Raw genomic sequence first — 21,356 nt, 5'->3', positions numbered from 1 at the left:
GACACAGGATTTCCTTGAAAGGCTAAGCTTAGCGCGGCCGCAAATGCCGCGCCTTCCCCATAAATGGGCGGTCTGGCCTGTCAAGGGAAGGGGAGGCGTGGGATGCCGTCAGGCGATCAGCAGCCGCGCATCATCGCCGGTCGCCTGCATGAACGCCACAGGCCCCCCGACATCGACGCCAGGCGGCAGCGCATCCGCCGTCATAGCGCACAGCGCCAGTCCGCTCTGGCAGGCGCTGATGGTAACGCCGAGCGCCTGTGCTTCGGTCAACAGAGTGGCGAGGTCGGGCAGTCCCGCCGCGCGGTGCGCCATGTCCTGTGGCGTGGTGACTGGTGGGCGGAGCAGGGCGACGGCATCGAGTTGCAGGAAAATCGCCGCCGCTCCGCCCAACGCGGCCTGCGCACTCGCCAGCACCAGCGCGCCGCGCAGCCGTTCAGCGTCAGCGGTGGTGACGATAATCCTTAAGGGACGCATAGTTGCACGGCGCAGGCCGGGCAGGCGGGGTCTTTGGGGACGTCCAGCGTGCGGAACCGCATGGACAGAAGATCGGCGATCAGCAGCCGCCCGGCCATGTCCGCGCCGAACGGCACGAGGGCGCGGATCACCTCCAGCGCGGCCAGACTGCCCATCGCGCCAGTCAGCGCGCCGATGACGCCGGTTTCGGCGCAATTGCGTTCCGACGCGTCCTGGGGCGCGCCGACCAGGCAGCGATAGCAGGGCTTGTCCGCTTCCCAGCCGCGATAGGTGGCGATCTGTCCCTCGAACGGCCCGACCGCCGCTGACACGAGCGGGATGCGCAGCCGTTGCGCCGCGTCGGCGACCGCCAGTCGGGTCGTGAAACTGTCGCTGCCGTCCAGCACGACGTCCGCGTCGCGCAGCATCAGTGTGGCATTGTCCGCGTCGATCCGCGCGTTGATCGGGATCAGCTTGACGTCCGGGTTCAGCCGCGCGACCGCCGCCATCGCGACCTCAGCCTTGGGCGCGCCGACATCCGCCGTGCCGAACACGACCTGCCGTTGCAGGTTGGACAAAGCCACCGCGTCATCGTCGATCACGCGGATGGTGCCGACGCCAGCGGCGGCGAGATAGAGGATCGCCGGGCTGCCAATGCCGCCCGCGCCGATCACCGCGACATCGGCGGACAGGAGCCGCGCCTGTCCCGCGCCGCCAATTTCCTTCAGGATGATATGACGGGCATAGCGCTCCAGCTGATCGTCGCTCAGCGTCATGGCGCGTCGGACCAGAGGAAGCGGACCTGCGAGCGCATCCAGACCGGGCCTGTCGGGCGATTGTCATCGGCGGTTTGGCGGGCCGTGCCAATGGTGCGCCCGTCCACCATGACGGGTTTCACCACGGCCTGACCATTGTTGCGGAAAGAATTGCCCAGTGTGCCGAGGATGCGACGACTGACGAACTTTTCCACGTCCGGGCAATTGGCGTTGACCGGTGCGATCTTCAGTGGCTTGCCGTCCTCCGACAGCAGAAACAGAACATCGATTTCCAGCAGGCGCGACCCCTCATAGGGCCGTGCACCACTACACTCGCCACGGCGATAGAGTTTGGCGACATCTTCCGACCAGCGCGGTGAAATCTTGCGCCCCAGCCAGCCTTCAATGACCGGAACGCTGGACAGATCCTGCGGCATGGGCGGCAAGGCATCGGCCACCGGGGTCGCAGCCAGCATCAGCGAAAGCAGCATCGTCATCGCGTATCACACTCCTGTCGAACCAAAGCCGCCCTGTCCCCGCGCGGTATCGTCCAGCATATCGACCTCTGTGAAGCTGGCAAGCTGCACCGGCGCGACGACCAGCTGGGCGATGCGGTCGCCGCGCTGGATCGGGAAGGGGGCATCGCCCAGGTTGACGAGGATGATCTTCAACTCGCCGCGATAATCGGCGTCGATCGTGCCAGGCGTATTGGGCAGGCTGATACCATGCTTGAGCGCAAGGCCGGAGCGGGGGCGGACCTGAACCTCATAGCCTTCGGGGATCGCCATCGCAAAGCCGGTGGCGACGGCATGACGCCCGCCCGGTGGCAGCACCAATTCCTCTGCCGCGACGACGTCCATGCCCGCCGCATGGGCGGTGGCATAGGCGGGGACGGGCAGGCCTGCGCCATGGGGCAGGCGCTTCAATTGGATATCAATGGGGGCGAGGGGAGAGGGCATCGGCGACCTTTGCGATAAGTTTGTCAGCGACCTGGCCCTTGGGCAGGACAGGCCAGGTTTCGATGCCGGATGCGGTAACGATCTGCACGGCGTTGGCGTCGCCCCCCATCACGTCGCCCGACACGTCATTGGCGACGATCCAGTCCGCCCCCTTGCGCGCCAGCTTGGCCTGCGCATGACCGGCGATATTCTGGGTCTCGGCGGCAAAGCCGATGAGCAGGGCGGGGCGCTGCGCGTGATGGCCCAGCGTTGCAAGAATATCCGGGTTTTCGACGAGCGTGAGCGGGGCGGGCTGGCCTGAACCGTCCTTTTTCAGCTTCTGGCCGGCGGCGTCAGCGGTGCGCCAGTCGGCGACGGCGGCGACCATGATCGCGGCGTCGGCAGGGAGCGCGTTTTCGACCGCGCCCAGCATCTCGCGGGCGGTTTGCACATCGATGCGGGTGACGCCGTCGGGGGTTGGCAGATGCACCGGCCCGGCCACCAAAGTTACCCGCGCACCCGCCCGCGCGGCGGCGGCGGCGATGGCGAAACCCTGCTTGCCCGACGATCGATTGGCGATGTAGCGCACCGGGTCGATCGGTTCGTGTGTGGGGCCGGCGGTAATGAGGATATGCCGCCCGGTCAAACTAGCTGCATTCGTTTCGAGCGAAGTCGAGGAACGCTGCGCACCCTCCGCAAAATCCGGCTGCCCCGCCAGCGGATCGTCCTGCTTGGGCAAGGCGAGCAACCGCTCCACCTCCGCAGCGATCCGCTCAGGGTCCGGCAGTCGCCCGGTGCCATATTCGCCGCACGCCATCTCGCCATCGTCGGGCGTCATGATGTGGACGCCATCGGCGTGGAGCCGCTCCAGATTGCGCTGGGTCGCGCGGTGGTGCCACATCCGCACGTTCATCGCGGGCACCGCCAGCACTGGCTTGTCGGTTGCCAGCAGCAGGGTGGTGGCCAGATCATCGGCTATGCCGTTCGCCATCTTGGCGAGGATATTGGCCGTCGCGGGCGCAACCACGACCAGGTCGGCCTGACGGCTCAATTGGATATGGCCGATTTCCTGCTCGTCCTTCAGGTTGAACAGGTCGGTAAAGACGGGATTTTCGGTCAGCACCCCCAACGAGAGCGGCGTCACGAATTGCTGCGCTGATCGCGTCAACACCGCCCGCACGGTCATACCGCGCTTGCGCAGCAGTCGGACGAGTTCGAGCGCCTTATACGCCGCGATACCGCCGGAAATGATGAGGAGGATGCGGGGGGTCATTGGGCAATCCGCGTCCGTTTCAAGAGACAGAGGGCCGCCGACCGCATCTTGATCCGGGCAATGGCTTCTTCGCGGGTCATAACGATGAAGATAATAGCAATGTCGCCCCAACGCCAGCCGCCGCCGCCAACGCCGCCACCAGCGCGTAGCGCCAGCCGCCACCAACGCGGATCAGCTTTACCTCGCTCAGCGGTGGAGGGGGTGGTGCGCCGCCTTTTTCCGGGAAGGCGTCCTCGATCCGGCGGACCAATGCTGGCAGTCGCTGCAACGTCCGCCAATTTTCGATCAGCGTGTCGGCGGCCTTGGCTTCCGGGCCGAGTTCGTCGCGCAGCCAGCCCTTCACATAGGGGCCGCTGGTTTCCCACAGGTTGATGTCGGGGTCGAGCGAGGTTGCTACCCCCTCCACCATCACCATCGTCTTTTGCAGCAGCAGCAGATGCGGCTGGGTCTGCATGTCGAAATCGCGGGTGATGGCGAACAGGCCGTCCAGCATCCCGCCGACCGACAATTCGCGCACCGGCTTGCCGCGCATCGGTTCGCCCACCGCACGCAGGGCGGTCGCGAATTCGGCGACATTATGATGGGCGGGCACATATTGCGCCTCGAAGTGAATCTCGGCCACGCGCTTATAGTTGCCGGTAATCAGGCCGTAGAGAATCTCCGCCAGCCACATGCGCGCGCGCCGGTCGATCCGCCCCATGATGCCGAAATCGATCGCGACGATGTCACCGTCGGGGCAGACGAACAAATTGCCCTGATGCATGTCGGCGTGGAAGAAGCCCTCGGCGATCGCCTGACGCAGGAAGGCGTTGACGAGCCGCGCGGCGATGGCGGGCAGGTCATGCCCCGCCGCGATCAGCGCGTCCCGGTCGCTAATCTTGATGCCGTCGATCCAGGCCATCGTCATGACCTTGCCGGTCGTGCGGTCCCAGTCGATCGCGGGGACGCGATAGCCCGGTTCCGCGACCATCGCTTCGGCCAGTTCGGACGCGGACGCCGCCTCGCGCCGCAAATCCAGCTCGCGCGCGGTCCAGCGTTTCATATTGGCGATGACCATGCGCGGACGCAGCCGGGCGATTTCGCCACCCAGTTGCTCGACATGGGCGGCCGCCCATTCATAGGTCTGGATATCGCGGTTGAACTGTTCGGTGACGCCGGGGCGGATCACCTTGACCGCGACGTCGCGTCCGTCGGTGGTGAGCGCACGATGGACCTGCGCGATCGAGGCCGCGCCGACCGGCACTTCGTCGAAACGGGCGTAAATCTGCTCCAGCGGCTTGCCGAAGCTCGCCTCTATCTCCCCCCGGATCGTAGCGAAGGGGACAGGCGGCAAGGCATCCTGCAAGCGCAGCAGGTCGAGCGCAGCGGCGTCGCCCACCAGATCGGGCCGGGTCGCCAGCGTTTGCCCCAGCTTGATCGCGGCCGGGCCGATCGACTGGAAGGCATCGGCATAGCGGGGCTGCTTGGGAACCCGCGCGCCGAACCGCGCCAGCCGCACCAGCCGCCGCACTGGCGCAGGCGTCATCGGATCACGCTCGATCCCGCGCAAAGCGCCATGGCGCGCCAGCGTGCGACCCCATTTGAGGAGCCGCCAGATATGGGTGATGTGGGCGGTCATGCGGGAATCAAATCTTCCAGCCCGAATGGATCGCCACCAGCCCGCCCAATATCGGCTCGACCTTTGTATTCACGAATCCGGCGTCGCGGATCATCCCCTCGAACTGGGGCATGGGCGGGAAGCGGCGGATCGATTCGATCAGATAGCGGTAGCTGTCGGCATCATTGGCGAACAGCTTGCCCAGTTGCGGGACCAGCTTATGCGAATAGACGTCATAAACGTCCGAAAAGCCCGGCCAAGCCGTGGTCGAAAACTCCAGGCAGAAGAAGCGCCCACCAAATTTCAGCACCCGGTGCGCTTCCGCCAATGCCTTGTCGATATGGGTGACGTTGCGGATGCCAAAGGCGATCGTATAGGCGTCGAAGCTGCGGTCGGAAAAGGTCAGCTCTTCGGCATTTTGTTCGGACCAGAGCAGGCCTTCCAGCCCCTTCTTCTTCGCCCGCTCCATGCCCACGCCCAGCATTTGCGGGTTGATGTCCGACACGGTCACATGGGCACCATGTTTGTGCATCCGGAAAGCGATGTCGCCGGTGCCGCCCGCCATGTCCAGGATCGCCTCGCCGGGCCGCGATTTTACGCGGGCAACGAACTGGTCCTTCCATAGCCGGTGCGCGCCCATCGACATGGCGTCGTTCATCAGGTCATATTTGGCCGCGACGTTGGAAAAGACCTCACGGACCATGCCCTGTTTTTCGGCGGCATCGACGTCCCGATAGCCAAAGGATGCTGTTTCGCTCATGGGATGATCCTCTAGACAGAGATTGCGCGTCGTTCCAGCCAAGAAGCTGGGAATTGGCAACGGCTTTGCCTAGATGGTCCTTATGCCAGAACTTCCCGAAGTCGAAACCACCGTGGCGGGGCTGCGATCCGTGCTGGAGGGCGCGGTGCTTGCCCGTGTCGAACCGCGCCGCGCGGACCTGCGCTTTCCGATCCCGGTGGACCTGCGCCAGCGGCTGACCGGGGCGACCGTGACGGCGCTGACCCGGCGCGCCAAATATGGGCTGATCGCCACCGATCGGGGCGACATGATGATATTTCACCTCGGCATGTCGGGGCGCTGGCGAGTGGACCCGACCGCAATCGGCCCCCATGACCATCTGATTCTGGAAACCGGTGCCGGGCGGCGGCTGGCGCTCAACGATCCGCGCCGCTTTGGCTCGGTCGATCTGGTGCGCAGCGATGCGTGGGAAGCCTATAGCCCCTTCACCCGGATGGGACCGGAGCCGCTGGGACCGGATTTCGACGCGACGGTGTTGGCGCGCGCGTTGGCGGGCAAGGCGACGTCGATCAAGGCGGCGCTGCTCGACCAGCGAATCGTCGCTGGGCTGGGCAATATCTATGTGTGCGAGGCGCTCAACATGGCGGGCATCGCGCCGACCCGCGCGGCGGGGAAGATCAGCCGCCCGCGCCTGACCCTGCTGGTCGATGCGATTCGCGAAGTGCTGGCCGCCGCCATCATTGCGGGGGGATCGACGCTGCGCGATTATGCGCGGCCGGACGGCGAACTGGGCTATTTTTCCAAACAATGGCGTGTCTATGGCCGCGAAGGCGAGATATGCCCGTGCGGCGGCACGGTGCAACGCCGGGTGGATGGCGGTCGATCGACCTTTTTCTGCCCGAAATGCCAGAAGTAGGATACTGCCCACCGGTTGACGACCGGAATGAACCGCTGTAAGGCGCGCACCTTCACGAGGCGGGTTGGCGAGTCCGACTGGTCTCTTTTCATATATTGACGAGAACCGAGGACTCTAAATGGCCAATACGCCGCAAGCCAAGAAGCGCATCCGCCGCAACGAACGTCGCGCTGCCATCAATGGCGCCCGCATCAGCCGGATCCGCACCCTGGTGAAGAAGGTGGAAGCCGCGCTTGCCACCGGTGACAAGGAAGCCGCCGCTACCGCGCTGCAGACCGTGCAGCCCGAGCTGGCGCGCGGTGTCGCCCGTGGCGTGCTGCACAAGAATACGGCTGCGCGCAAGTTCGGCCGCCTGACCAAGGCTGTCAGCGCACTCGCCTGAACCCTTCCGGGTCAGTATCTGCACAGACAAGGCCCGCCCCCATCGTTGGGGCGGGCTTTTTGTCGTTCCGTCAGCGTCGGTCACAGGCCAGTCATATTGCAGACACGCGCATTTCCCGCGATTCGATGCGATGCAGCATAGCCGCGCATAAGCAAGACACTGAAAAACAATGATAATTTCATTGTCCTTCATTTTCCGTGGGTTTGCCGAGTCAACGGCTTTATTTCATTTTTTTGAATGCCCCCGCCCTTGATCCAACCCTGCACCCCTGTCTATTTTTGAAATCCGGCCGCCATCGAATCACCTTTGGGCGGTCGTCATGTGACTGGTTGACGCATCATACTCGGTAAAGCGGGGGCTTTTCCGATCGGGTGTCGTGCGTATTTTTCCTGCCCATAACCGGGGGGCAGCGGGTAGGGTCGGCGAAGTCTATGAAGGATCATGCGTTAGTGACAGCTTGGCAGGACGGAGAGGGGAGCCAGGCTGATTCCAGCCTTGAGGCCGCTTGGGCCGCTATCCGCGCCGGGCTGCGCCGCGACATTGGCGCGCGCATGTTCGACCAGTGGTTGAAGCCCGTTCGGCTGGGCGACTATTGCCCCGAATCGCAGACGCTTGACCTGCTCGTCGCCACCGATTTCAGCGCCAATTTCGTGTCCGGCCAATTTGGCGACCGGCTGCGCATGGCATGGCGCGCGGCCAATGTCGGCGTGCGCGAAGTGCGTCTGCATCGCGCGGCCGATGCGACCGGACCACGCCTGCTCGAAGTCGTCCCTGTCGAACCAGTCGCCGCGCCTGCGCCAAAACCGGTCGCCTCCAATTTCCAGCCGCGCCATGGCTTTGCGGATTTTGTCACCGGTGACAGCAACCGGCTCGCCTGCTCGGCAGCGCTGGCGATGGCGGGGGAAGCGGAACCCCGGTTCAGCCCGCTGTTCATCCATGGCGGCACGGGCCAGGGCAAGACGCATCTGCTCCATGCCATTGCCCGCGCCTTTTCGGACCATTCGCCCGCAGCGCCGGTTCTCTACATGTCGGCCGAACGCTTCATGATGGAATTTGTGAATGCGATGCGGGCGAATGAGACGATGGCGTTCAAGGCGCGGCTGCGCGCCGCCCGGCTGCTGCTGATCGACGACATCCAGTTCATCGCGGGCAAGGGATCGACGCAGGAGGAATTTCTCCACACGATCAATGACCTCATCGATTCGGGCGCGCGCATCGTCGTGACCGCCGATCGTCCGCCCCAGCGGCTTGAATCGATCGACGCGCGCATCCTGTCGCGCCTTGCGGGCGGACTGGTCGCCGACATATTGCCGGCTGATCTCGACCTGCGCCTCGCCATCTTGGAGGCCAAGCGTGCCGTTGCGGGCGATCCGCCGGTGCCTGACGCGGTCATCGATTTCCTTGCCCGCTCGATTCGCTCGAACGTCCGTGAGTTGGAAGGCGCATTCAACAAGCTGGTTGCCTATGGCCAGTTGACCGGCCGCGCGATCGACCTCGACTTTGCGCAGGGGATGCTGGCCGATGCGGTGCGCGCCAATGCTCGGCGCATCACCGTCGATGAAATCCAGAAGGTGTGCGCTGCCCATTACAAGATCGACGCGTCGGAAATGCGATCCAAGCGCCGCGCCCGCGCCGTCGCCCGCCCGCGTCAGGTCGCCATGTATCTGGCCAAGAAGATGACACCGCGTTCCCTGCCCGAAATCGGCCGCATCTTTGGCGGGCGCGACCACAGCACCGTCATCCACGCCGTCCGCACGATCGAGGGGCTGCGCGAGAGCAACCCGGACATCGACGCCGACGTGCGCGCGCTGCTGCGCCAGCTGGAGGGGTGATCAAACCCTCTGGCGTCCGGCATTGGAGCAGCTAGGCTAGGCGCATGATTCGCGCCCTGCTCCTTCTCATCGCCCTCTTTCTGCCTCTCCCTGCCATGGCGCAGGGCGATGCGCGCGTTGCGATCGACACCAGCGCCGGGCGAATCATCGTCGCGGTCCATGCCGACAAGGCACCAGTGACCGCCGCCAATTTCCTCGCTTATGTCGACGGCAAGCGCCTCGACGGCACCAGCTTTTATCGCGGCGTCGGCGCGGCGGACTATGGCTTTGTCCAGGGCGGGGCGCAAAATGATCCCAAGCGGCTGTTGCCGCCGATCAAGCATGAACCCACGATGCAGACCGGTCTCACCCATGATGATGGTGCTTTGTCGATGGCCCGCTATGCGCCGGGCAGCGCGACCGCCGACTTCTTCATCGTGCTGGGCAAGATGCCCGCTATGGATGCGCACACGGATGCGGCGGGCGACAATCAGGGCTTTGCCGTGTTCGCCCATGTGGTCGAGGGGTTGGATGTGGTGAAAGCCATCCTGACCGCGCCCAAATCCGCGACAGCAGGGGAAGGGGTGATGAAGGGCCAGATGCTCGAAACCCCGGTGAAGATTCTCACGGCGCGCCGGGTGCCGTAACGCAGGGTGCCGTAACGCAGGGTGCGGTGTTCCCGCGCAGGCGGGAACCCAGTTCAGGCGTCGGATCTGGGCTCCCGCCTGCGCGGGAGCACGCTGTGGTTATTCTCTGGCCTCACCGTGCTGATCCACGATCCGCGCCACTGCCATATCCGCCGTCACATTGCCGACGGTGCGGAAAATATCGGGCACCGTTTCCACCGCCAGCAGCAGCGGCAGTGCCTCGACCGGGACGCCCATGGCGAGGCAAATGGGGCCGGTAGTGGTGAAGAAGGTGATCTGGCTGGGCAGGCCGACCGCTGCTAGGCTGACGATCGCGGCGACCAATACGCCCATCACCAACTGCGTTGGCCCCAGCGCCACCCCGTTCATCGCGGCGACATAGAGGGCGACCGCCAGATTGGCGGGCGGGCTGGTGATGCGGAACAGCGAGATGGCAAGCGGCAGGACGATCGAGCGGCTGGTTTCGCGCACTGCCAGCGGCCTGTCGCTCGCCTGGATCATCGCGGGGAGCGACGCGATCGAGCTTTGGGTCGAGAAGGCGATGGCTTGCGCGGGCAGGACAGCGCGGGCGAAACGGCCCGGCGCGATCCGCCCCAGCAGCACCGCCAGCGGATAGACCAGCAGCGTGACGATGAGGCAGATCAGCACGATGAAGCCGATATAATGGAGCAGCGCGCCGGCGGTCGCGAGGCCGGACCTTGCGCCCGCCACCAGCGCTAGCGCGAACACGCCGATCGGGGCCAGCCATAGCACCCAGCCGACGACCACCAGCAGCGCATCGGCCAGCGCCTGAAACATCTCCGTCAACTGCGCGCGGCGGGCGTCGGCAATGCGGGTGACTGCAAAGCCGAAGATCAATGCGAATAGCACTACCGCGACCACCTGGCCATCAGCCGCCGACCGGATCGGATTGGTCGGGATGAAGCCCAGCAGCCATTGCGCCGACGGGCGCACATCCGGCACCTCCGATATGCCCTCCGCCCCGGTCAGCGCGCCGACCGCGCCGGGCGGCACCGGCCAGAGATGCAGCATCAGCGGCCCGACCAGCGCGGCGACCGTGGCCGACGCGGTGAGCAATATGGCAAACAACAGGATCGCCCGCCCGGCCATGCCGCTGGTCCGCGCGGTCGTGGCGGCCTGCGCGATGCCGGTCACCAGCAGCGCGAAGATCAGCGGGATGAGCGGCATCTGGAGACCATTGAGCCAGGCCGACCCCAGCGGCTGCGCCAGCGCGACGGCATCCCCCTCCCACGCCCCGCCCCATTCGGTCAGCGCAATGCCGCAACTCAAGCCCAGCAGCAACGCGATCAGGATGCGGACGGTCAAGGACATAGGCTTAGCTTCCCCCACGCAACGAAGCGCGGGGACAGGCTAACGGCTGTTGTGGCCAAGAGGACAGGAAAAAATGCGCACCCGCGCCTTCTCCCCGGTGGGGAGAAGGATATGGAGCCTTGCCGAACGCAGTGAGGTTAGGCGCAGTTGGATGAGGGGGTTCGACGCTGGACGTGCGTTCTACTGGGAGGCTGGGACACCCTCTCCCAGCTACGACTAGGGCAGCAAGCTGCCAAGTCTGCGCATCCCTCTCCCTCAAGGGAAAGGGGGCGGGGTACGCTCCTCGCCAAAAAAGAAGGCCCGGCGACCACATAAGATCGCCGGGCCAATCGGGTCAGGCTGGGAGCCGCCCCGTAGCTTGTGCCTGTGTCAGCCCTTTTTTTCGGGCGGCAGGGTGATCTTCACATCCTCGCCATTCTGGCCGGGGAAATTGGTGAACATCGCGTCGATCAGGTTGGGGACCAGATAGGTCAGCTTGTTGGACAGCGACCGCGCGCTCGCCTTGCCCTCGAACAGGCGGCGATTGTCGGCGGCGCGATCAATCTTCATGCTGAGGTCGCTGGTATAGACGGTGTAGCTCGATACATCGTTGAAGCCGCTGCCGCCGAACAGCCAGGGATCATAAAAGCCATAGCCCCATGGCCGACCCCAGCGACCGCGCATCCCCCAGCCGCCGCCATACATGAAGGGGTCCGCGCCCCAGCCGCCGCCAAAGCCGGTCGAGCGTATCTTCTCCCGGCCATTATCGACATCATAGGCTACGCGGACGATCAGGTCAGCGCTGGCCGGATCGCTGGCCGCGACATAGCCGGTCTGGCTCAGCCGCTGGCCAACCAGCGCGGCATAATGGGAAAATTCAAGGCCGCCAGCCAGTTGCGGATTATCCGCGACGATCGTGAAGCTCTGGCCAGCCGGGGCCGGGAGCTGCTGAAAGCGCGCCACATCAGCCTTGAACGGGGTGGCGCAGCCAGAAAGCGCCGCCAGCGCCAGAGCGGGCGCCGCGAACATGCCGAACTTCTTGAAACGGGTCATTTTTCTGCGTCCTGTACCAGGCATGGAGCCTAATGAACTATGTGCGCCGTGCGATAGCAAAACGCAACTGAACATCATTTGAACGCACGAAGTAACCGAACGGGCGCAAAGCATGTTCTGTCAGGTCAGGGACGTTGCCGACCGGTCAAACCCGTCAGCGCATCAACCCCATCGCATCATAGGCCGCACGCAGCGTGGGTTCTGCCGCCGTCGCCGCCCTGGCTGCGCCCTTGTCCAGGATCGCGTCGAGTGCCGCGTCCTCGGTGCGCAGCTCCAGAAAGCGCTGGCGAATCGGGCGGAGCGTTTCGACCAGCACTTCGCCGAGCACCGGCTTGAATGCGCCAAAGCCCTTGCCGGCAAATTCGGCGCAGACCGCGTCGGTGGTGCGACCGGTCATCGTCGCCAATATGCCGACCAGATTGCCTGCTTCGGGACGTCCCGCCAGCCCTTCGGCTGTCTCAGGCAGCATGTCCTGATCGCTCTTGGCTTTCTTCACCTTGGCCATGATCGCATCATCATCGTCGGTCAGGTTGATGCGGCTGAGGTCGGACGGATCGGACTTGGACATTTTCGCCGTCCCATCGCGCAGCGACATGATGCGCGCGCTTTCCTTTGGGATGATCGGCGCGGGCAGGGTGAAAACGTCTGCGCCGAAATCCGTGTTGAACTTGGTCGCGATGTCGCGGCACAGTTCCAGATGCTGTTTCTGGTCCTCGCCCACCGGCACATGGGTCGCCTGATAGAGCAATATGTCGGCGGCTTGCAGCACGGGGTAGACGAACAGGCCGACCGATGCGCCTTCGCGATCCTTGCCTGCCTTGTCCTTGAACTGGGTCATGCGGTTAAGCCAGCCGATCCGCGCGGTGCCGTTCAATAACCAGCAGAGCTCCGCATGGGCGGGAACGCGCGCCTGGTTGAACAGGACCGACCGGTCGGGATCGATCCCGGCGGCGACCAGCGCGGCGGCCATGTCGCGCACGTTGCAGATACGCTGTTCGCGCCCCTCATGCACGGTGATGGAGTGCATATCGGCGAGGAAGAAGAAGCATTGCGAGTCCGCATCCATTTCGTCCTGCATCTTCACCCAGTTGCGGATCGCGCCCAGATAATTGCCAAGGTGCAGATTGCCGGTGGGCTGGATGCCGGAAAGGACGCGCATGGGTCGATTAACTCGCTTTGGGCGCACGGCGCAGGGCGCCACGCAATTCGGTGATACTATAGGCCCGGACGATCAGGGCCGCCGCCCCATAGACCAGACCGCCAATGCCGCACAACAGGCCAAGCGCGACGACGCGCTGGGTCAGGTTGCCTGCCATATAGGGATCGACCAGCGGATTGAGCAGCAGCAGCGCCCCGCCCATGATCGCGCTGGCCAGGATGATGCGCAGCGCCTTGCCCCGGAACCGCGCGTCCATCCGCAACTGGTCGCGGCGATGGAGCAGCCAGTAGAGGATCAGCACATTGACCCACGCGGCGATCGCGGTGGAGATGGCCACGCCGACATGGCCGAACGGCCAGATCAGGGTGAGGTTGCCGACCAGATTGAACAGCATGGAGAATACCGCGACCCGCACCGGCGTCCTGGTGTCCTGTCGCGCGTAGAAGCCGGGTGTCAGCACCTTGATCAGGACATAGGCGGGAACGCCCAGGGCAAAGGCGGCGAGTGCACCTGCTGCACCGATCGTGTCGGTCGCGGTAAAGGCACCATGCTGGAGCAGCCCGCGGATCAGTGGCGTTGCCGAGAGGCATAGCGCGACGGCAGCGGGCAGGGCCAGGAACAGCGCCAGCTCCATCGCCCGGTTCTGGGTATGGCTGGCGGCCTGTTCATTGCCCGACCCGATCTGGCGCGAGAGGGCAGGCAGGATGGCGGTGCCAACGCCAATACCGATCAGGCCCAGCGGCAACTGGTTCAGCCGGTCGGCATAATAAAGATAACTCACGGCCCCCTGCGGCAGGAAGCGAGCGGCGAGGCTGGTCGAGATCAACAGGTTGAACTGGATCGCGCCCGCGCCCAGCGCCGCCGGGCCGATCAGCGCCAGCAACCGGCGCACCTGCGGCGAAAGGCGCGGCCGCTGGAGCCGCAGCACCACGCCCGCGCGGCGGCAGGCCCAGATCAGCCACAGCAGTTGCAACAGCCCGGAGACGGTGACCGCAATCGCCTGCGTATGCGCGGTCTCGATCGGGGTCGCGCCGCGAAAAAACACCACCGCGCCGATCATGCACAGGTTGAGCAGCACCGGGGCGGCGGCATTGACCCAGAAGCGATCGAGCGAATTCAATATGCCGCCGAGCAGCGACACAAGGCTGATCAGCGCCAGATAGGGGAAGGTGATACGGGTCAGCGTGACGGCCAGATCGAACTTGGCCGGGCCACCATCGGGGAAGCCCCCGGTCATCGCCCAGACCACCGGCGCGGCCAGCGCCATCATGAGCAGCGAAAAAAGGACCAGCACCGGGAACAGGATCGACAAGATCTGCCCGGCAAAGGCGACCGCGACCGCCTTGCCACTGCCCGGTGCGTCCTTGTCCCCTTCCGCCATCGTCCGGTTGAACATCGGCACGAACACGGCGGCAAAAGCGCCCTCGGCAAAGAGGGCGCGGAACAGGTTGGGCAGGCGCCAGGCGATCAGGAAGGCATCGGACGCCAGCCCCGCGCCCAGAAAGCGCGCCACCAGCATGTCGCGCACCATCCCCAAAATCCGGCTGACCAGCGTCAGTCCGCCGATGGTGGAGGTGGCTCTCAGCAGGCCCATAGCCGCCCTCTCACGATATAAACCCCGTTCGTCCTGAGTAGCCGCTGAGCTTGTCGAAGCGGCGTATCGAAGGATAGTGCGGATGCTTCGATACGGGCCTTCGACAAGCTCAGTCCCTACTCAGCACGAACGGTTGAAGATGGATGTCAGGCGTGACCGGCAGGCTCGCCAGCGGTCGTTTCCATCTGCTGCGCCTGCTGCAAATACAGAGCGCCAAAGTCGATCGGGTCGAGCAGCAGCGGCGGGAAGCCGCCGTCGCGGATCGCGTCGGCCAGCACGCGGCGGGCGAAGGGGAAGATGAGGCGCGGGGCTTCGGCCAGCATGAAGGGCTGAACCTGATCCTCCGGCACGTTGCGCATCCCGAACAGGGCGGCATAGAGCAGCTCGACGGCAAAGGCGGTGCCCTGTGGCGCGACAGCCTTCACCTCGATCTTCAGCGAGACTTCCAGCACTTCTTCGCCGACCTTGTCGGCACCGATGTTGAACTGGACGTCGATCTGCGGTTGGTCGGGCCACTGGTAGCAGGCCGGAGCGTTCGGATTCTCGAACGACAGGTCTTTCACATATTGGCTGATCAGCGCGATCTGCGGCGCAGTGTCGGCGCCGTTGACCTGGGTGTTCACGGTGTAGTTGGTGTCGACTTCGTCGGCCATCGTCTGTCCTGGCTTTCCCTGTTGTCCGGCGGGCGGCAAGCCCCCCTTTGCGATGCCCGCGCGCTTAGCAGGGGCGGAAGGACAGGGCAATGCCGCGCCGTGCAACCCCCTATTTGAAGTTGCGTGCAAACATGCCTATGTTGGTCGGAACATTGTCCCCACACAAAGGGTATAGCCTTCCGTGTATGTGATTGTCATCCTCGCCATGATCGCCGGTTTTCTGGCGCTGCGGCTCTATTCCGTTCTCGGCAAGCGTACCGGGCACGAACAGGAGCCTGCGCTGCGCCCGGCGGAGGACCGCGCCAAGGTGACGGTCCTGCAACCGCGCCCCGCCACTGAAATGGCGGGCGATTCGGTGCGTCTGGCCGATGGACTGATCGCACCCGGCGCTGAAATGGGTGTCCGCGCGCTGATCGCCGCCGACCGCAGCTTCGACGTGCCGCAATTCGTCGATGGCGCGAAAAGCGCCTATCGCATGGTGCTGGAGGCCTTTTGGCGCGGCGACCGCGATGAACTGGCTTGGCTGTGTGACGAGGATGTGCGTGCATCGTTTGAAGATGCGATCGCCGCCCGTGAGGCGGAGGGGCATGTCCTCGACAACCGGCTGGTCCGCATCGAAAAGGCCCAGATTGTCGAGGCATCGGTCGATGGCCGCATTGCTCAGGTCGCGCTGCGGTTTGAGGCCGACATCGCCGCCGTCACCCGCGACAAGGACGGCAATGTCGTCGCCGGATCGATGACCGACGCGGTCGGCACCAACGATATCTGGACTTTCACCCGCGACATTCGCAGCGCCGATCCCAACTGGAAGCTTAGCGAAACCGACGAAGCGTGATCGCGGCATGAGTGTTCGGCAATCGGCGGGCGCGCTGATCGCAGCGCTGGCGCTGTCCGCCTGCGCAGGCGGGATGATCCCGCCATCGGCCAGTGGCCTCGCCACCCCGTCCCGTCCCGTACCATCTGGTGAGGCGACGCGCCCGACTCCTGCCACGCCGCGTCCGACCCTGCCCGTCGAAGTGCCTGCCGATCCGGCGCTGGACAGTAGCACGGCGGCGGGTCTTGGCGTGACGCGCGGTCCCGATATCGCCAGCCTGATCCCGTCGGGCGAACGGTCGCGGCTGGCGCTCGAAGCCTTCCGCATATCCTGCCCCACGCTGATGCGCCGCACCGACCAGAGCGGCCTGACCAAGGGATCGGACTGGAACAATGCCTGCGCGGCGGCCTCCAGCTGGTCTGAAGCCAGCGCAAGCGAGTTTTTCTCCCGCTATTTTGAAGCGGTGCAGGTCGGCACCGGCGCGGCGTTCGTCACCGGCTATTATGAACCGGAAATCGCCGGATCGCGCACCCGCCAGCCCGGCTATGAGGTGCCGATCTATCGCCGCCCCACCGACCTGATCGACGTCGATCTCGGCCAGTTCAGCGAGAGCCTGAAAGGCCGCACGATCCGTGGCAAGGTGTCCGGCACCAAATTCATCCCCTATGACGAACGTGCGCAGATCGTGGCGGGCGCATTGGCCGGGCGCGGGCTGGAACTTGCTTGGGCCGCTGATCCGGTCGAATTTTTCTTCCTCCAGGTGCAGGGCAGCGGGCGGCTCAACCTGCCCGACGGCAGCGTCATGCGGATCGGCTATGATGGGCAGAATGGCCGCGACTATAGCGGCATCGGCAAGCTGATGAAGGATCGCGGCCTGATCCAGGCCGGATCGATGCAGGATATCATGGCTTATCTGCGCGCCAATCCGGTCGAGGGCGCGGCGATCATGAACGAGAATAAGAGCTTCGTCTTTTTCCGCGAACTGACCGGCGCAGGGCCGATCGGCGCACTGGGCGTGCCGGTGACGGCGGAGGGCACGGTTGCCGCCGACCCCAAATTCGTGCCGCTGGGCGCGCCGGTGCTGCTCTCGCTCGACCGCGCCGAACCCAATGGCGTGTGGATCGCGCAGGATACGGGCGGCGCGATCAAGGGCGCCAACCGCTTCGACAGTTTCTGGGGCGCGGGCGCGCGGGCGCGGGGTATTGCGGGCGGCATGTCGGCACGCGGCAGCGCGCTGGTGTTGCTGCCGATCGGCTCGGCGGCGCGCCTCGTCCTACCCTGACCGGTCGTTCGATGGCGCGGCGGCACCTGTCCCCCGATGAAGCCGCGCTCTGGACCGCGCTGACCCGATCGGTCCGGCCGATCCGCCCGCATGGCCGGGTCATGCCAGCGCTCCCGACCCAGACAGTGGCTGTCGCGGTCAAAACAGGGTTAACGCCACCCCCACGCTTGACCCCGGCCCCGGCACCCATCCGCACCCCAGCGGCGGTGCTGGATAGCGGCTGGGAAAAGCGGATTCGCGGCGGCACGATCAACCCGGACATGAGCATCGACCTGCACGGCCACAGCCTGTCGGCGGCGCATGTCCGGCTCAATCAGGCGATTGCGTCGGGGCTGGCGCGGGACGCCCGCGTCCTCCTCGTCGTGACCGGCAAGCCGCCCAAAAACGCGGCGGATGGGGCGTCACGGCGCGGCGTGATCCGCGCGGAAATCGGCCATTGGCTCGAAACCAGCCCCTATGCCGACCGCATCGCCAGCGTCCGGGTCGCCCATCCGCGTCATGGCGGCGACGGCGCGCTTTATCTCGTTTTGCGTCGCAAAAAATAACGGGTTTCGCGGCTTTCGCTGATCTTTTCTTAACCACTGTCCTTCATATCCGGCGGATCATGATCCTCTTTCGGGGTCGCTTGCGGGGGTAAGGAGGCAGATGCACGGCGTTACGTTGAAAAGCCGCGCTGCTGCCTTTGCCTGCGCCGCAGGGGCGCTGGTGTTCATTCTGTCGCTGGTGCTGGGTTACACGCCGGGCGCGCAGGACGACATCGTCCAGATTGGCCGCGCGCTGATCATCGCGATTCTTTGCGGCACGATGAGCTGGGCGTCCGCCAGCCGCACCATTGCCACCACTGCCACCGCGATCGACGCCGCCACCGAGCGCCTGCTTGCCGCCGCCCATGGCGATCTCCAGTCGCGCGTGCCACGCGAAATCGGGCTGGAATTGCCCGATCTGTCGGTCGCGCTCGAAAGCCTGTTCAGCCAGGTCCGCACCAATCTCGACCATGTCCAGGCGCTTGCCCTGTTCGATCAGGTGACGGGCCTTGCCAACCGCACCAGTTTCTGTCGCCAGGTCGAACGCCAGCTTGCCGAGCGCGAGGAGGGGGGCATGGCCGCCCTGTTCTTCATCGATCTCGACGGGTTCAAAAGCGTCAACGACACGCTGGGCCATGCCGCGGGCGACCAGTTGCTCGCGCGCGTCGCGGGCCGCCTGCGCGAAGTGGTGATGGCGCAGATTGGCGCGGGGATGGGCGACGCGGTCATCGGTCGTCTGGCCGGTGACGAATTCACGATGTTCTTCCCTACCTTGTCGGGCCACAACGCCGCCGCGCGGATCGCCCGCGCCATCCAGTTCGCGCTGAGCGAACGGTTCGACCTTGGCAGCCAGCATGTTGATCTCGGCGCATCCATCGGCATCGCCTGCTATCCCGATCATGGCGACACGCTGTCGACTCTGCTGCGCGCCGCCGACATAGCCATGTATCATGCCAAGCATGAAGGGCGCGGCCGTGCCGAAATGTATAGCGATGCGCTGGCACTGGAGGCATCCGATCGTGCCGATCTGGAGCGCGACCTGCTGCTGGCGCTGGAACGCGACGAGTTTCTGCTGGAGTTCCAGCCGCAGATCGACGTCCTGACTGGCCGTGCGGTCACTGCCGAAGCTTTGGTGCGCTGGGCGCATCCCGAACGCAATATCGTCATGCCCGGTGCGTTTGTGCCGGTGGCGGAGGAAAGCGGGGCCATCGTCGCGCTGGGCGACTGGGTCATGAACCGGGTGTGCGAAACCGCTGCCCGCTGGTCCAGCGCAGGCATCCATCAACGGATCGCCGTCAATATCTCGACCCGCGAACTGGGGCAGGCCGATTTCTTCCTGCGCCTGCGCCACGCCATCGCCACGCATCATGTGCCGGACGGGATGCTGGAGCTGGAAATCACCGAATCGCTGGCGATGGAGATGGAACCGCGCGTGCTGGATCAACTCGCCGCGCTGCGCCGCGACGGCGTACGCATCGCCATTGACGATTTTGGCACCGGCTATTCCAACCTGTCGCGGCTGAAGGAACTGCCGGTCGACCGGGTCAAGATCGACCGCAGCCTGGTGCGCGATATCGCCACCTCCGCCGAAGCGCGCACCATCTGCTCCGCCGTCGTGGGCCTTATTCAGGGGCTGGGGATGGAAGTCGTGGTCGAAGGCATTGAGAACCAGGCGCAGATGGACATGCTGCGCGTCATCGGCTGCACCCTCTTCCAGGGCTATCATCTGGCGATGCCGACGGGCGAAGAGGATTATCTGAGCCGCTATGCGGCGCAGCCCGCTGTGCTGGAGCGGGGGGCGGGATAGCTTCCCCTCAGCCCAACGCCCGTTCCACGACCAGCCGGTAAATCTCCACCAGATCGCGCAAATCCTGCACCGCGACCGCCTCGTCCAGCTTGTGCATGGTCGCGTTGTTCAGACCGAATTCCACCACCGGGCAGAGGCGCGAGAGGAATCGGGCGTCGGACGTACCGCCCGTGGTGGACAGTTCCGCCTCCACGCCCGTCACCTGCCGAATCGCGTCCGACACCAAGCTGGACAATGTGCCGGGCGCAGTCAGGAAGGGTTCGCCGCTGATCTTGGCCATCACCGTGGCGCCTTCGGTCGCCGCGATCGCGCTGATCCGCTCTACCAGCGACGCGCCACTATGCTGGTCGTTGAATCGGATCGAGATGCGCGCATTTGCGGCACCCGGAATGACATTGGTGGTCGGGTTGCCGACCTCCATGTCGGTAATCTCGATATTGCTGGGCTGGAACCAGTCGGTCCCTTCGTCCAGCACCAGCGCGTCGATGGCCGCCAGGATACGGACCAGACGGGGCACCGGATTGTCGGCCAGATGCGGATAGGCGACATGGCCCTGCGTGCCTGCGACGCTGATCCACATATTGACCGACCCGCGACGCCCGATCTTGACGACATCGCCCAGCCGCGCGGACGATGTCGGCTCCCCCACGACGCACAGGTCCGGGCGCAATTCGCCCGCCGCCATCCGCTCCATCAGCGCCAGCGTGCCATAGACGGCAGGCCCTTCCTCGTCCCCGGTGATGATCAGGCTGATCGTGCCGGGCAGATCGTCGGGCAGGGTGGCCAGCGCCGCGACGAAGGCGGCGATCGATCCCTTCATGTCCACCGCGCCGCGCCCGTAGAGCAGGTCGCCGCGAATCTCCGGCACGAACGGATCGTTGGTCCAGCCGGGACCGGGCGGCACCACGTCCAGATGCCCGGCAAAGGCGAAATGCGGCCCCGCGCCGGTGGTGCGCCAGGCCAGCAGATTCTCGACTGGCCCGTCGGGCGCTTCGCCCACGACGAAACGGTCCACGCTAAAGCCCAAGGGCAGGAGCATATCCTCCAGCGCGGCGAACACCGCGCCGGTCGCGGGGGTTACGGACGGGCAGGCGAGCAGGCGCTGCGCGAGCGCCACCACATCATCATTGGCTCTGGTCATGGTCATGCCCCGGCGTTAGCGAATGGAGGACCGCTTGGCCAGCAGCAGGAGGACAGGTCATGCCCCGGATCGCGCTAGAGCATATCGTGCAGACCAACAGCACCGGCTATCCCGCCCCCCATGACGCGGCCGTGGCGGAGCGATGGGTGCGGCGGCTGGGACCGGCCCATGGCCTGACCGACTTTGGCGTCAGCCATGTCGTGCTGAAACCCGGCGGCGCCTCCGCCCAGCGGCACTGGCATGAGGATGAGGATGAGTTCGTCGTCATGCTGGCGGGGGAGGCGGTGCTGGTCGAGGATGACGCCCGCACGCTCATGCGTGCAGGCGATATGGCGGCCTTTCCCAAGGGGGAAGCGAACGGCCATCATCTGCTGAACGAAAGCGATGGCGACTGCGTGTTTCTGGCCTTTGGTCGTCCGCCGACCGGGGATTGCCATTATCCCGACATAGACCTGTTGTGGACGGGTGGCGGCTATCGGCGCAAGGACAGGAGCAGCTTTTGACGAT

Annotated in this window: 22 protein-coding genes; 9 read left to right on the top strand and 13 right to left on the bottom strand. The window is 65.2% G+C overall.

The window, feature by feature from the left end:
• Positions 1-108: 108 nt before the first annotated feature.
• From Q0D44_RS10105 to Q0D44_RS10075, 7 genes are all read right to left on the bottom strand, one after another.
• Positions 109-474 (bottom strand): DsrE family protein, encoded by a 366-nt coding sequence (locus Q0D44_RS10105; protein ID WP_294136124.1) that lies wholly within the window; start codon positions 472-474, stop codon positions 109-111.
• The gene (locus Q0D44_RS10100) at positions 462-1,229 is read right to left on the bottom strand and encodes a HesA/MoeB/ThiF family protein (RefSeq protein ID WP_294136122.1); all 768 of its coding nucleotides are present in this window, start codon (positions 1,227-1,229) and stop codon (positions 462-464) included. The genes Q0D44_RS10105 and Q0D44_RS10100 overlap by 13 nt, the downstream gene beginning before the upstream one ends.
• Positions 1,226-1,705 (bottom strand): hypothetical protein, encoded by a 480-nt coding sequence (locus Q0D44_RS10095; protein ID WP_294136119.1) that lies wholly within the window; start codon positions 1,703-1,705, stop codon positions 1,226-1,228. The genes Q0D44_RS10100 and Q0D44_RS10095 overlap by 4 nt, the downstream gene beginning before the upstream one ends.
• 6 nt (positions 1,706-1,711) lie before the next feature.
• On the bottom strand, positions 1,712-2,167 hold the full coding sequence (gene dut / locus Q0D44_RS10090; protein ID WP_294136116.1) for a dUTP diphosphatase: 456 nt from the start codon (positions 2,165-2,167) through the stop codon (positions 1,712-1,714).
• Positions 2,142-3,419 (bottom strand): bifunctional phosphopantothenoylcysteine decarboxylase/phosphopantothenate synthase, encoded by a 1,278-nt coding sequence (locus Q0D44_RS10085; RefSeq protein WP_294136113.1) that lies wholly within the window; start codon positions 3,417-3,419, stop codon positions 2,142-2,144. Before Q0D44_RS10085 ends, dut begins: the two co-directional genes overlap by 26 nt.
• A gap of 76 nt (positions 3,420-3,495) precedes the next feature.
• Entirely contained in the window at positions 3,496-5,037 is a 1,542-nt protein-coding gene (gene ubiB / locus Q0D44_RS10080) for a 2-polyprenylphenol 6-hydroxylase (RefSeq protein WP_294136111.1), read from the bottom strand.
• A 7-nt stretch (positions 5,038-5,044) separates the two neighbouring features.
• On the bottom strand, positions 5,045-5,776 hold the full coding sequence (locus Q0D44_RS10075; RefSeq protein WP_294136109.1) for a class I SAM-dependent methyltransferase: 732 nt from the start codon (positions 5,774-5,776) through the stop codon (positions 5,045-5,047).
• Between the two features lie 82 nt (positions 5,777-5,858).
• Here Q0D44_RS10075 and mutM point away from each other — a divergent pair, with 82 nt between their 5' ends.
• From mutM to Q0D44_RS10055, 4 genes are all read left to right on the top strand, one after another.
• Complete coding sequence (gene mutM, locus Q0D44_RS10070) at positions 5,859-6,671, top strand: bifunctional DNA-formamidopyrimidine glycosylase/DNA-(apurinic or apyrimidinic site) lyase (protein ID WP_294136107.1); 813 nt, start codon at positions 5,859-5,861, stop codon at positions 6,669-6,671.
• 118 nt (positions 6,672-6,789) lie between these two features.
• Positions 6,790-7,053 (top strand): 30S ribosomal protein S20, encoded by a 264-nt coding sequence (rpsT, locus tag Q0D44_RS10065; protein WP_006955720.1) that lies wholly within the window; start codon positions 6,790-6,792, stop codon positions 7,051-7,053.
• Between the two features lie 431 nt (positions 7,054-7,484).
• The gene (gene dnaA, locus Q0D44_RS10060; protein WP_294136096.1) at positions 7,485-8,885 is read left to right on the top strand and encodes a chromosomal replication initiator protein DnaA; all 1,401 of its coding nucleotides are present in this window, start codon (positions 7,485-7,487) and stop codon (positions 8,883-8,885) included.
• A gap of 44 nt (positions 8,886-8,929) precedes the next feature.
• Positions 8,930-9,511, top strand: coding sequence for a peptidylprolyl isomerase (locus tag Q0D44_RS10055; RefSeq protein WP_294136092.1), 582 nt, complete (start codon positions 8,930-8,932; stop codon positions 9,509-9,511).
• Between the two features lie 99 nt (positions 9,512-9,610).
• Here Q0D44_RS10055 and Q0D44_RS10050 read toward each other — a convergent pair whose 3' ends face one another.
• The 5 genes from Q0D44_RS10050 to secB all read right to left on the bottom strand — a co-directional run bounded on the left by Q0D44_RS10050 (position 9,611) and on the right by secB (position 15,281).
• Positions 9,611-10,843: a dicarboxylate/amino acid:cation symporter gene (locus Q0D44_RS10050; RefSeq protein WP_294136090.1), complete on the bottom strand. Its 1,233-nt coding sequence runs from the start codon at positions 10,841-10,843 to the stop codon at positions 9,611-9,613.
• A gap of 369 nt (positions 10,844-11,212) precedes the next feature.
• Positions 11,213-11,875: a DUF4136 domain-containing protein gene (locus Q0D44_RS10045; protein ID WP_294136087.1), complete on the bottom strand. Its 663-nt coding sequence runs from the start codon at positions 11,873-11,875 to the stop codon at positions 11,213-11,215.
• Positions 11,876-12,029: 154 nt separating this feature from the next.
• On the bottom strand, positions 12,030-13,034 hold the full coding sequence (gene trpS / locus Q0D44_RS10040; protein WP_294136084.1) for a tryptophan--tRNA ligase: 1,005 nt from the start codon (positions 13,032-13,034) through the stop codon (positions 12,030-12,032).
• 7 nt (positions 13,035-13,041) lie between these two features.
• Entirely contained in the window at positions 13,042-14,628 is a 1,587-nt protein-coding gene (gene murJ, locus Q0D44_RS10035; protein WP_294136081.1) for a murein biosynthesis integral membrane protein MurJ, read from the bottom strand.
• 146 nt (positions 14,629-14,774) lie between these two features.
• Positions 14,775-15,281, bottom strand: a complete 507-nt coding sequence (gene secB / locus Q0D44_RS10030; protein ID WP_217673567.1) for a protein-export chaperone SecB — start codon at positions 15,279-15,281, stop codon at positions 14,775-14,777.
• 181 nt (positions 15,282-15,462) lie between these two features.
• Between secB and Q0D44_RS10025 the strand changes: the two genes are divergently transcribed.
• The 4 genes from Q0D44_RS10025 to Q0D44_RS10010 all read left to right on the top strand — a co-directional run bounded on the left by Q0D44_RS10025 (position 15,463) and on the right by Q0D44_RS10010 (position 19,708).
• The gene (locus tag Q0D44_RS10025; RefSeq protein ID WP_294136074.1) at positions 15,463-16,116 is read left to right on the top strand and encodes a Tim44/TimA family putative adaptor protein; all 654 of its coding nucleotides are present in this window, start codon (positions 15,463-15,465) and stop codon (positions 16,114-16,116) included.
• Positions 16,117-16,123: 7 nt separating this feature from the next.
• Positions 16,124-17,377, top strand: coding sequence for a murein transglycosylase A (locus Q0D44_RS10020; protein ID WP_294136071.1), 1,254 nt, complete (start codon positions 16,124-16,126; stop codon positions 17,375-17,377).
• Positions 17,378-17,388: 11 nt separating this feature from the next.
• Positions 17,389-17,922 (top strand): Smr/MutS family protein, encoded by a 534-nt coding sequence (locus Q0D44_RS10015; RefSeq protein WP_294136068.1) that lies wholly within the window; start codon positions 17,389-17,391, stop codon positions 17,920-17,922.
• 100 nt (positions 17,923-18,022) lie between these two features.
• Complete coding sequence (locus Q0D44_RS10010; RefSeq protein ID WP_294136066.1) at positions 18,023-19,708, top strand: EAL domain-containing protein; 1,686 nt, start codon at positions 18,023-18,025, stop codon at positions 19,706-19,708.
• A 7-nt stretch (positions 19,709-19,715) separates the two neighbouring features.
• Here the strand turns inward: Q0D44_RS10010 and dapE are convergent, their stop codons facing one another.
• Positions 19,716-20,855 (bottom strand): succinyl-diaminopimelate desuccinylase, encoded by a 1,140-nt coding sequence (dapE, locus tag Q0D44_RS10005; RefSeq protein ID WP_294136063.1) that lies wholly within the window; start codon positions 20,853-20,855, stop codon positions 19,716-19,718.
• A gap of 53 nt (positions 20,856-20,908) precedes the next feature.
• Here dapE and Q0D44_RS10000 point away from each other — a divergent pair, with 53 nt between their 5' ends.
• Entirely contained in the window at positions 20,909-21,352 is a 444-nt protein-coding gene (locus tag Q0D44_RS10000; RefSeq protein WP_294136060.1) for a cupin domain-containing protein, read from the top strand.
• Positions 21,353-21,356: the final 4 nt, after the last annotated feature.

The sequence above is a fragment of the Sphingobium sp. genome (genome assembly GCA_023266575.1).
GTDB lineage: Bacteria > Pseudomonadota > Alphaproteobacteria > Sphingomonadales > Sphingomonadaceae > Sphingobium.
This window is presented reverse-complemented; position numbering and strand designations above follow the sequence as displayed.

What these genes read in the sequence shown, in the direction of transcription:
- Q0D44_RS10105 (WP_294136124.1), bottom strand. Translation starts at nt 474, where the DNA reads ATGCGTCCCTTAAGGATTATCGTCACCACCGCTGACGCTGAACGGCTG.
- Q0D44_RS10100 (WP_294136122.1), bottom strand. Translation starts at nt 1,229, where the DNA reads ATGACGCTGAGCGACGATCAGCTGGAGCGCTATGCCCGTCATATCATC.
- Q0D44_RS10095 (WP_294136119.1), bottom strand. Translation starts at nt 1,705, where the DNA reads ATGACGATGCTGCTTTCGCTGATGCTGGCTGCGACCCCGGTGGCCGAT.
- dut (WP_294136116.1), bottom strand. Translation starts at nt 2,167, where the DNA reads ATGCCCTCTCCCCTCGCCCCCATTGATATCCAATTGAAGCGCCTGCCC.
- Q0D44_RS10085 (WP_294136113.1), bottom strand. Translation starts at nt 3,419, where the DNA reads ATGACCCCCCGCATCCTCCTCATCATTTCCGGCGGTATCGCGGCGTAT.
- ubiB (WP_294136111.1), bottom strand. Translation starts at nt 5,037, where the DNA reads ATGACCGCCCACATCACCCATATCTGGCGGCTCCTCAAATGGGGTCGC.
- Q0D44_RS10075 (WP_294136109.1), bottom strand. Translation starts at nt 5,776, where the DNA reads ATGAGCGAAACAGCATCCTTTGGCTATCGGGACGTCGATGCCGCCGAA.
- mutM (WP_294136107.1), top strand. Translation starts at nt 5,859, where the DNA reads ATGCCAGAACTTCCCGAAGTCGAAACCACCGTGGCGGGGCTGCGATCC.
- rpsT (WP_006955720.1), top strand. Translation starts at nt 6,790, where the DNA reads ATGGCCAATACGCCGCAAGCCAAGAAGCGCATCCGCCGCAACGAACGT.
- dnaA (WP_294136096.1), top strand. Translation starts at nt 7,485, where the DNA reads ATGAAGGATCATGCGTTAGTGACAGCTTGGCAGGACGGAGAGGGGAGC.
- Q0D44_RS10055 (WP_294136092.1), top strand. Translation starts at nt 8,930, where the DNA reads ATGATTCGCGCCCTGCTCCTTCTCATCGCCCTCTTTCTGCCTCTCCCT.
- Q0D44_RS10050 (WP_294136090.1), bottom strand. Translation starts at nt 10,843, where the DNA reads ATGTCCTTGACCGTCCGCATCCTGATCGCGTTGCTGCTGGGCTTGAGT.
- Q0D44_RS10045 (WP_294136087.1), bottom strand. Translation starts at nt 11,875, where the DNA reads ATGACCCGTTTCAAGAAGTTCGGCATGTTCGCGGCGCCCGCTCTGGCG.
- trpS (WP_294136084.1), bottom strand. Translation starts at nt 13,034, where the DNA reads ATGCGCGTCCTTTCCGGCATCCAGCCCACCGGCAATCTGCACCTTGGC.
- murJ (WP_294136081.1), bottom strand. Translation starts at nt 14,628, where the DNA reads ATGGGCCTGCTGAGAGCCACCTCCACCATCGGCGGACTGACGCTGGTC.
- secB (WP_217673567.1), bottom strand. Translation starts at nt 15,281, where the DNA reads ATGGCCGACGAAGTCGACACCAACTACACCGTGAACACCCAGGTCAAC.
- Q0D44_RS10020 (WP_294136071.1), top strand. Translation starts at nt 16,124, where the DNA reads ATGAGTGTTCGGCAATCGGCGGGCGCGCTGATCGCAGCGCTGGCGCTG.
- Q0D44_RS10015 (WP_294136068.1), top strand. Translation starts at nt 17,389, where the DNA reads ATGGCGCGGCGGCACCTGTCCCCCGATGAAGCCGCGCTCTGGACCGCG.
- Q0D44_RS10010 (WP_294136066.1), top strand. Translation starts at nt 18,023, where the DNA reads ATGCACGGCGTTACGTTGAAAAGCCGCGCTGCTGCCTTTGCCTGCGCC.
- dapE (WP_294136063.1), bottom strand. Translation starts at nt 20,855, where the DNA reads ATGACCATGACCAGAGCCAATGATGATGTGGTGGCGCTCGCGCAGCGC.
- Q0D44_RS10000 (WP_294136060.1), top strand. Translation starts at nt 20,909, where the DNA reads ATGCCCCGGATCGCGCTAGAGCATATCGTGCAGACCAACAGCACCGGC.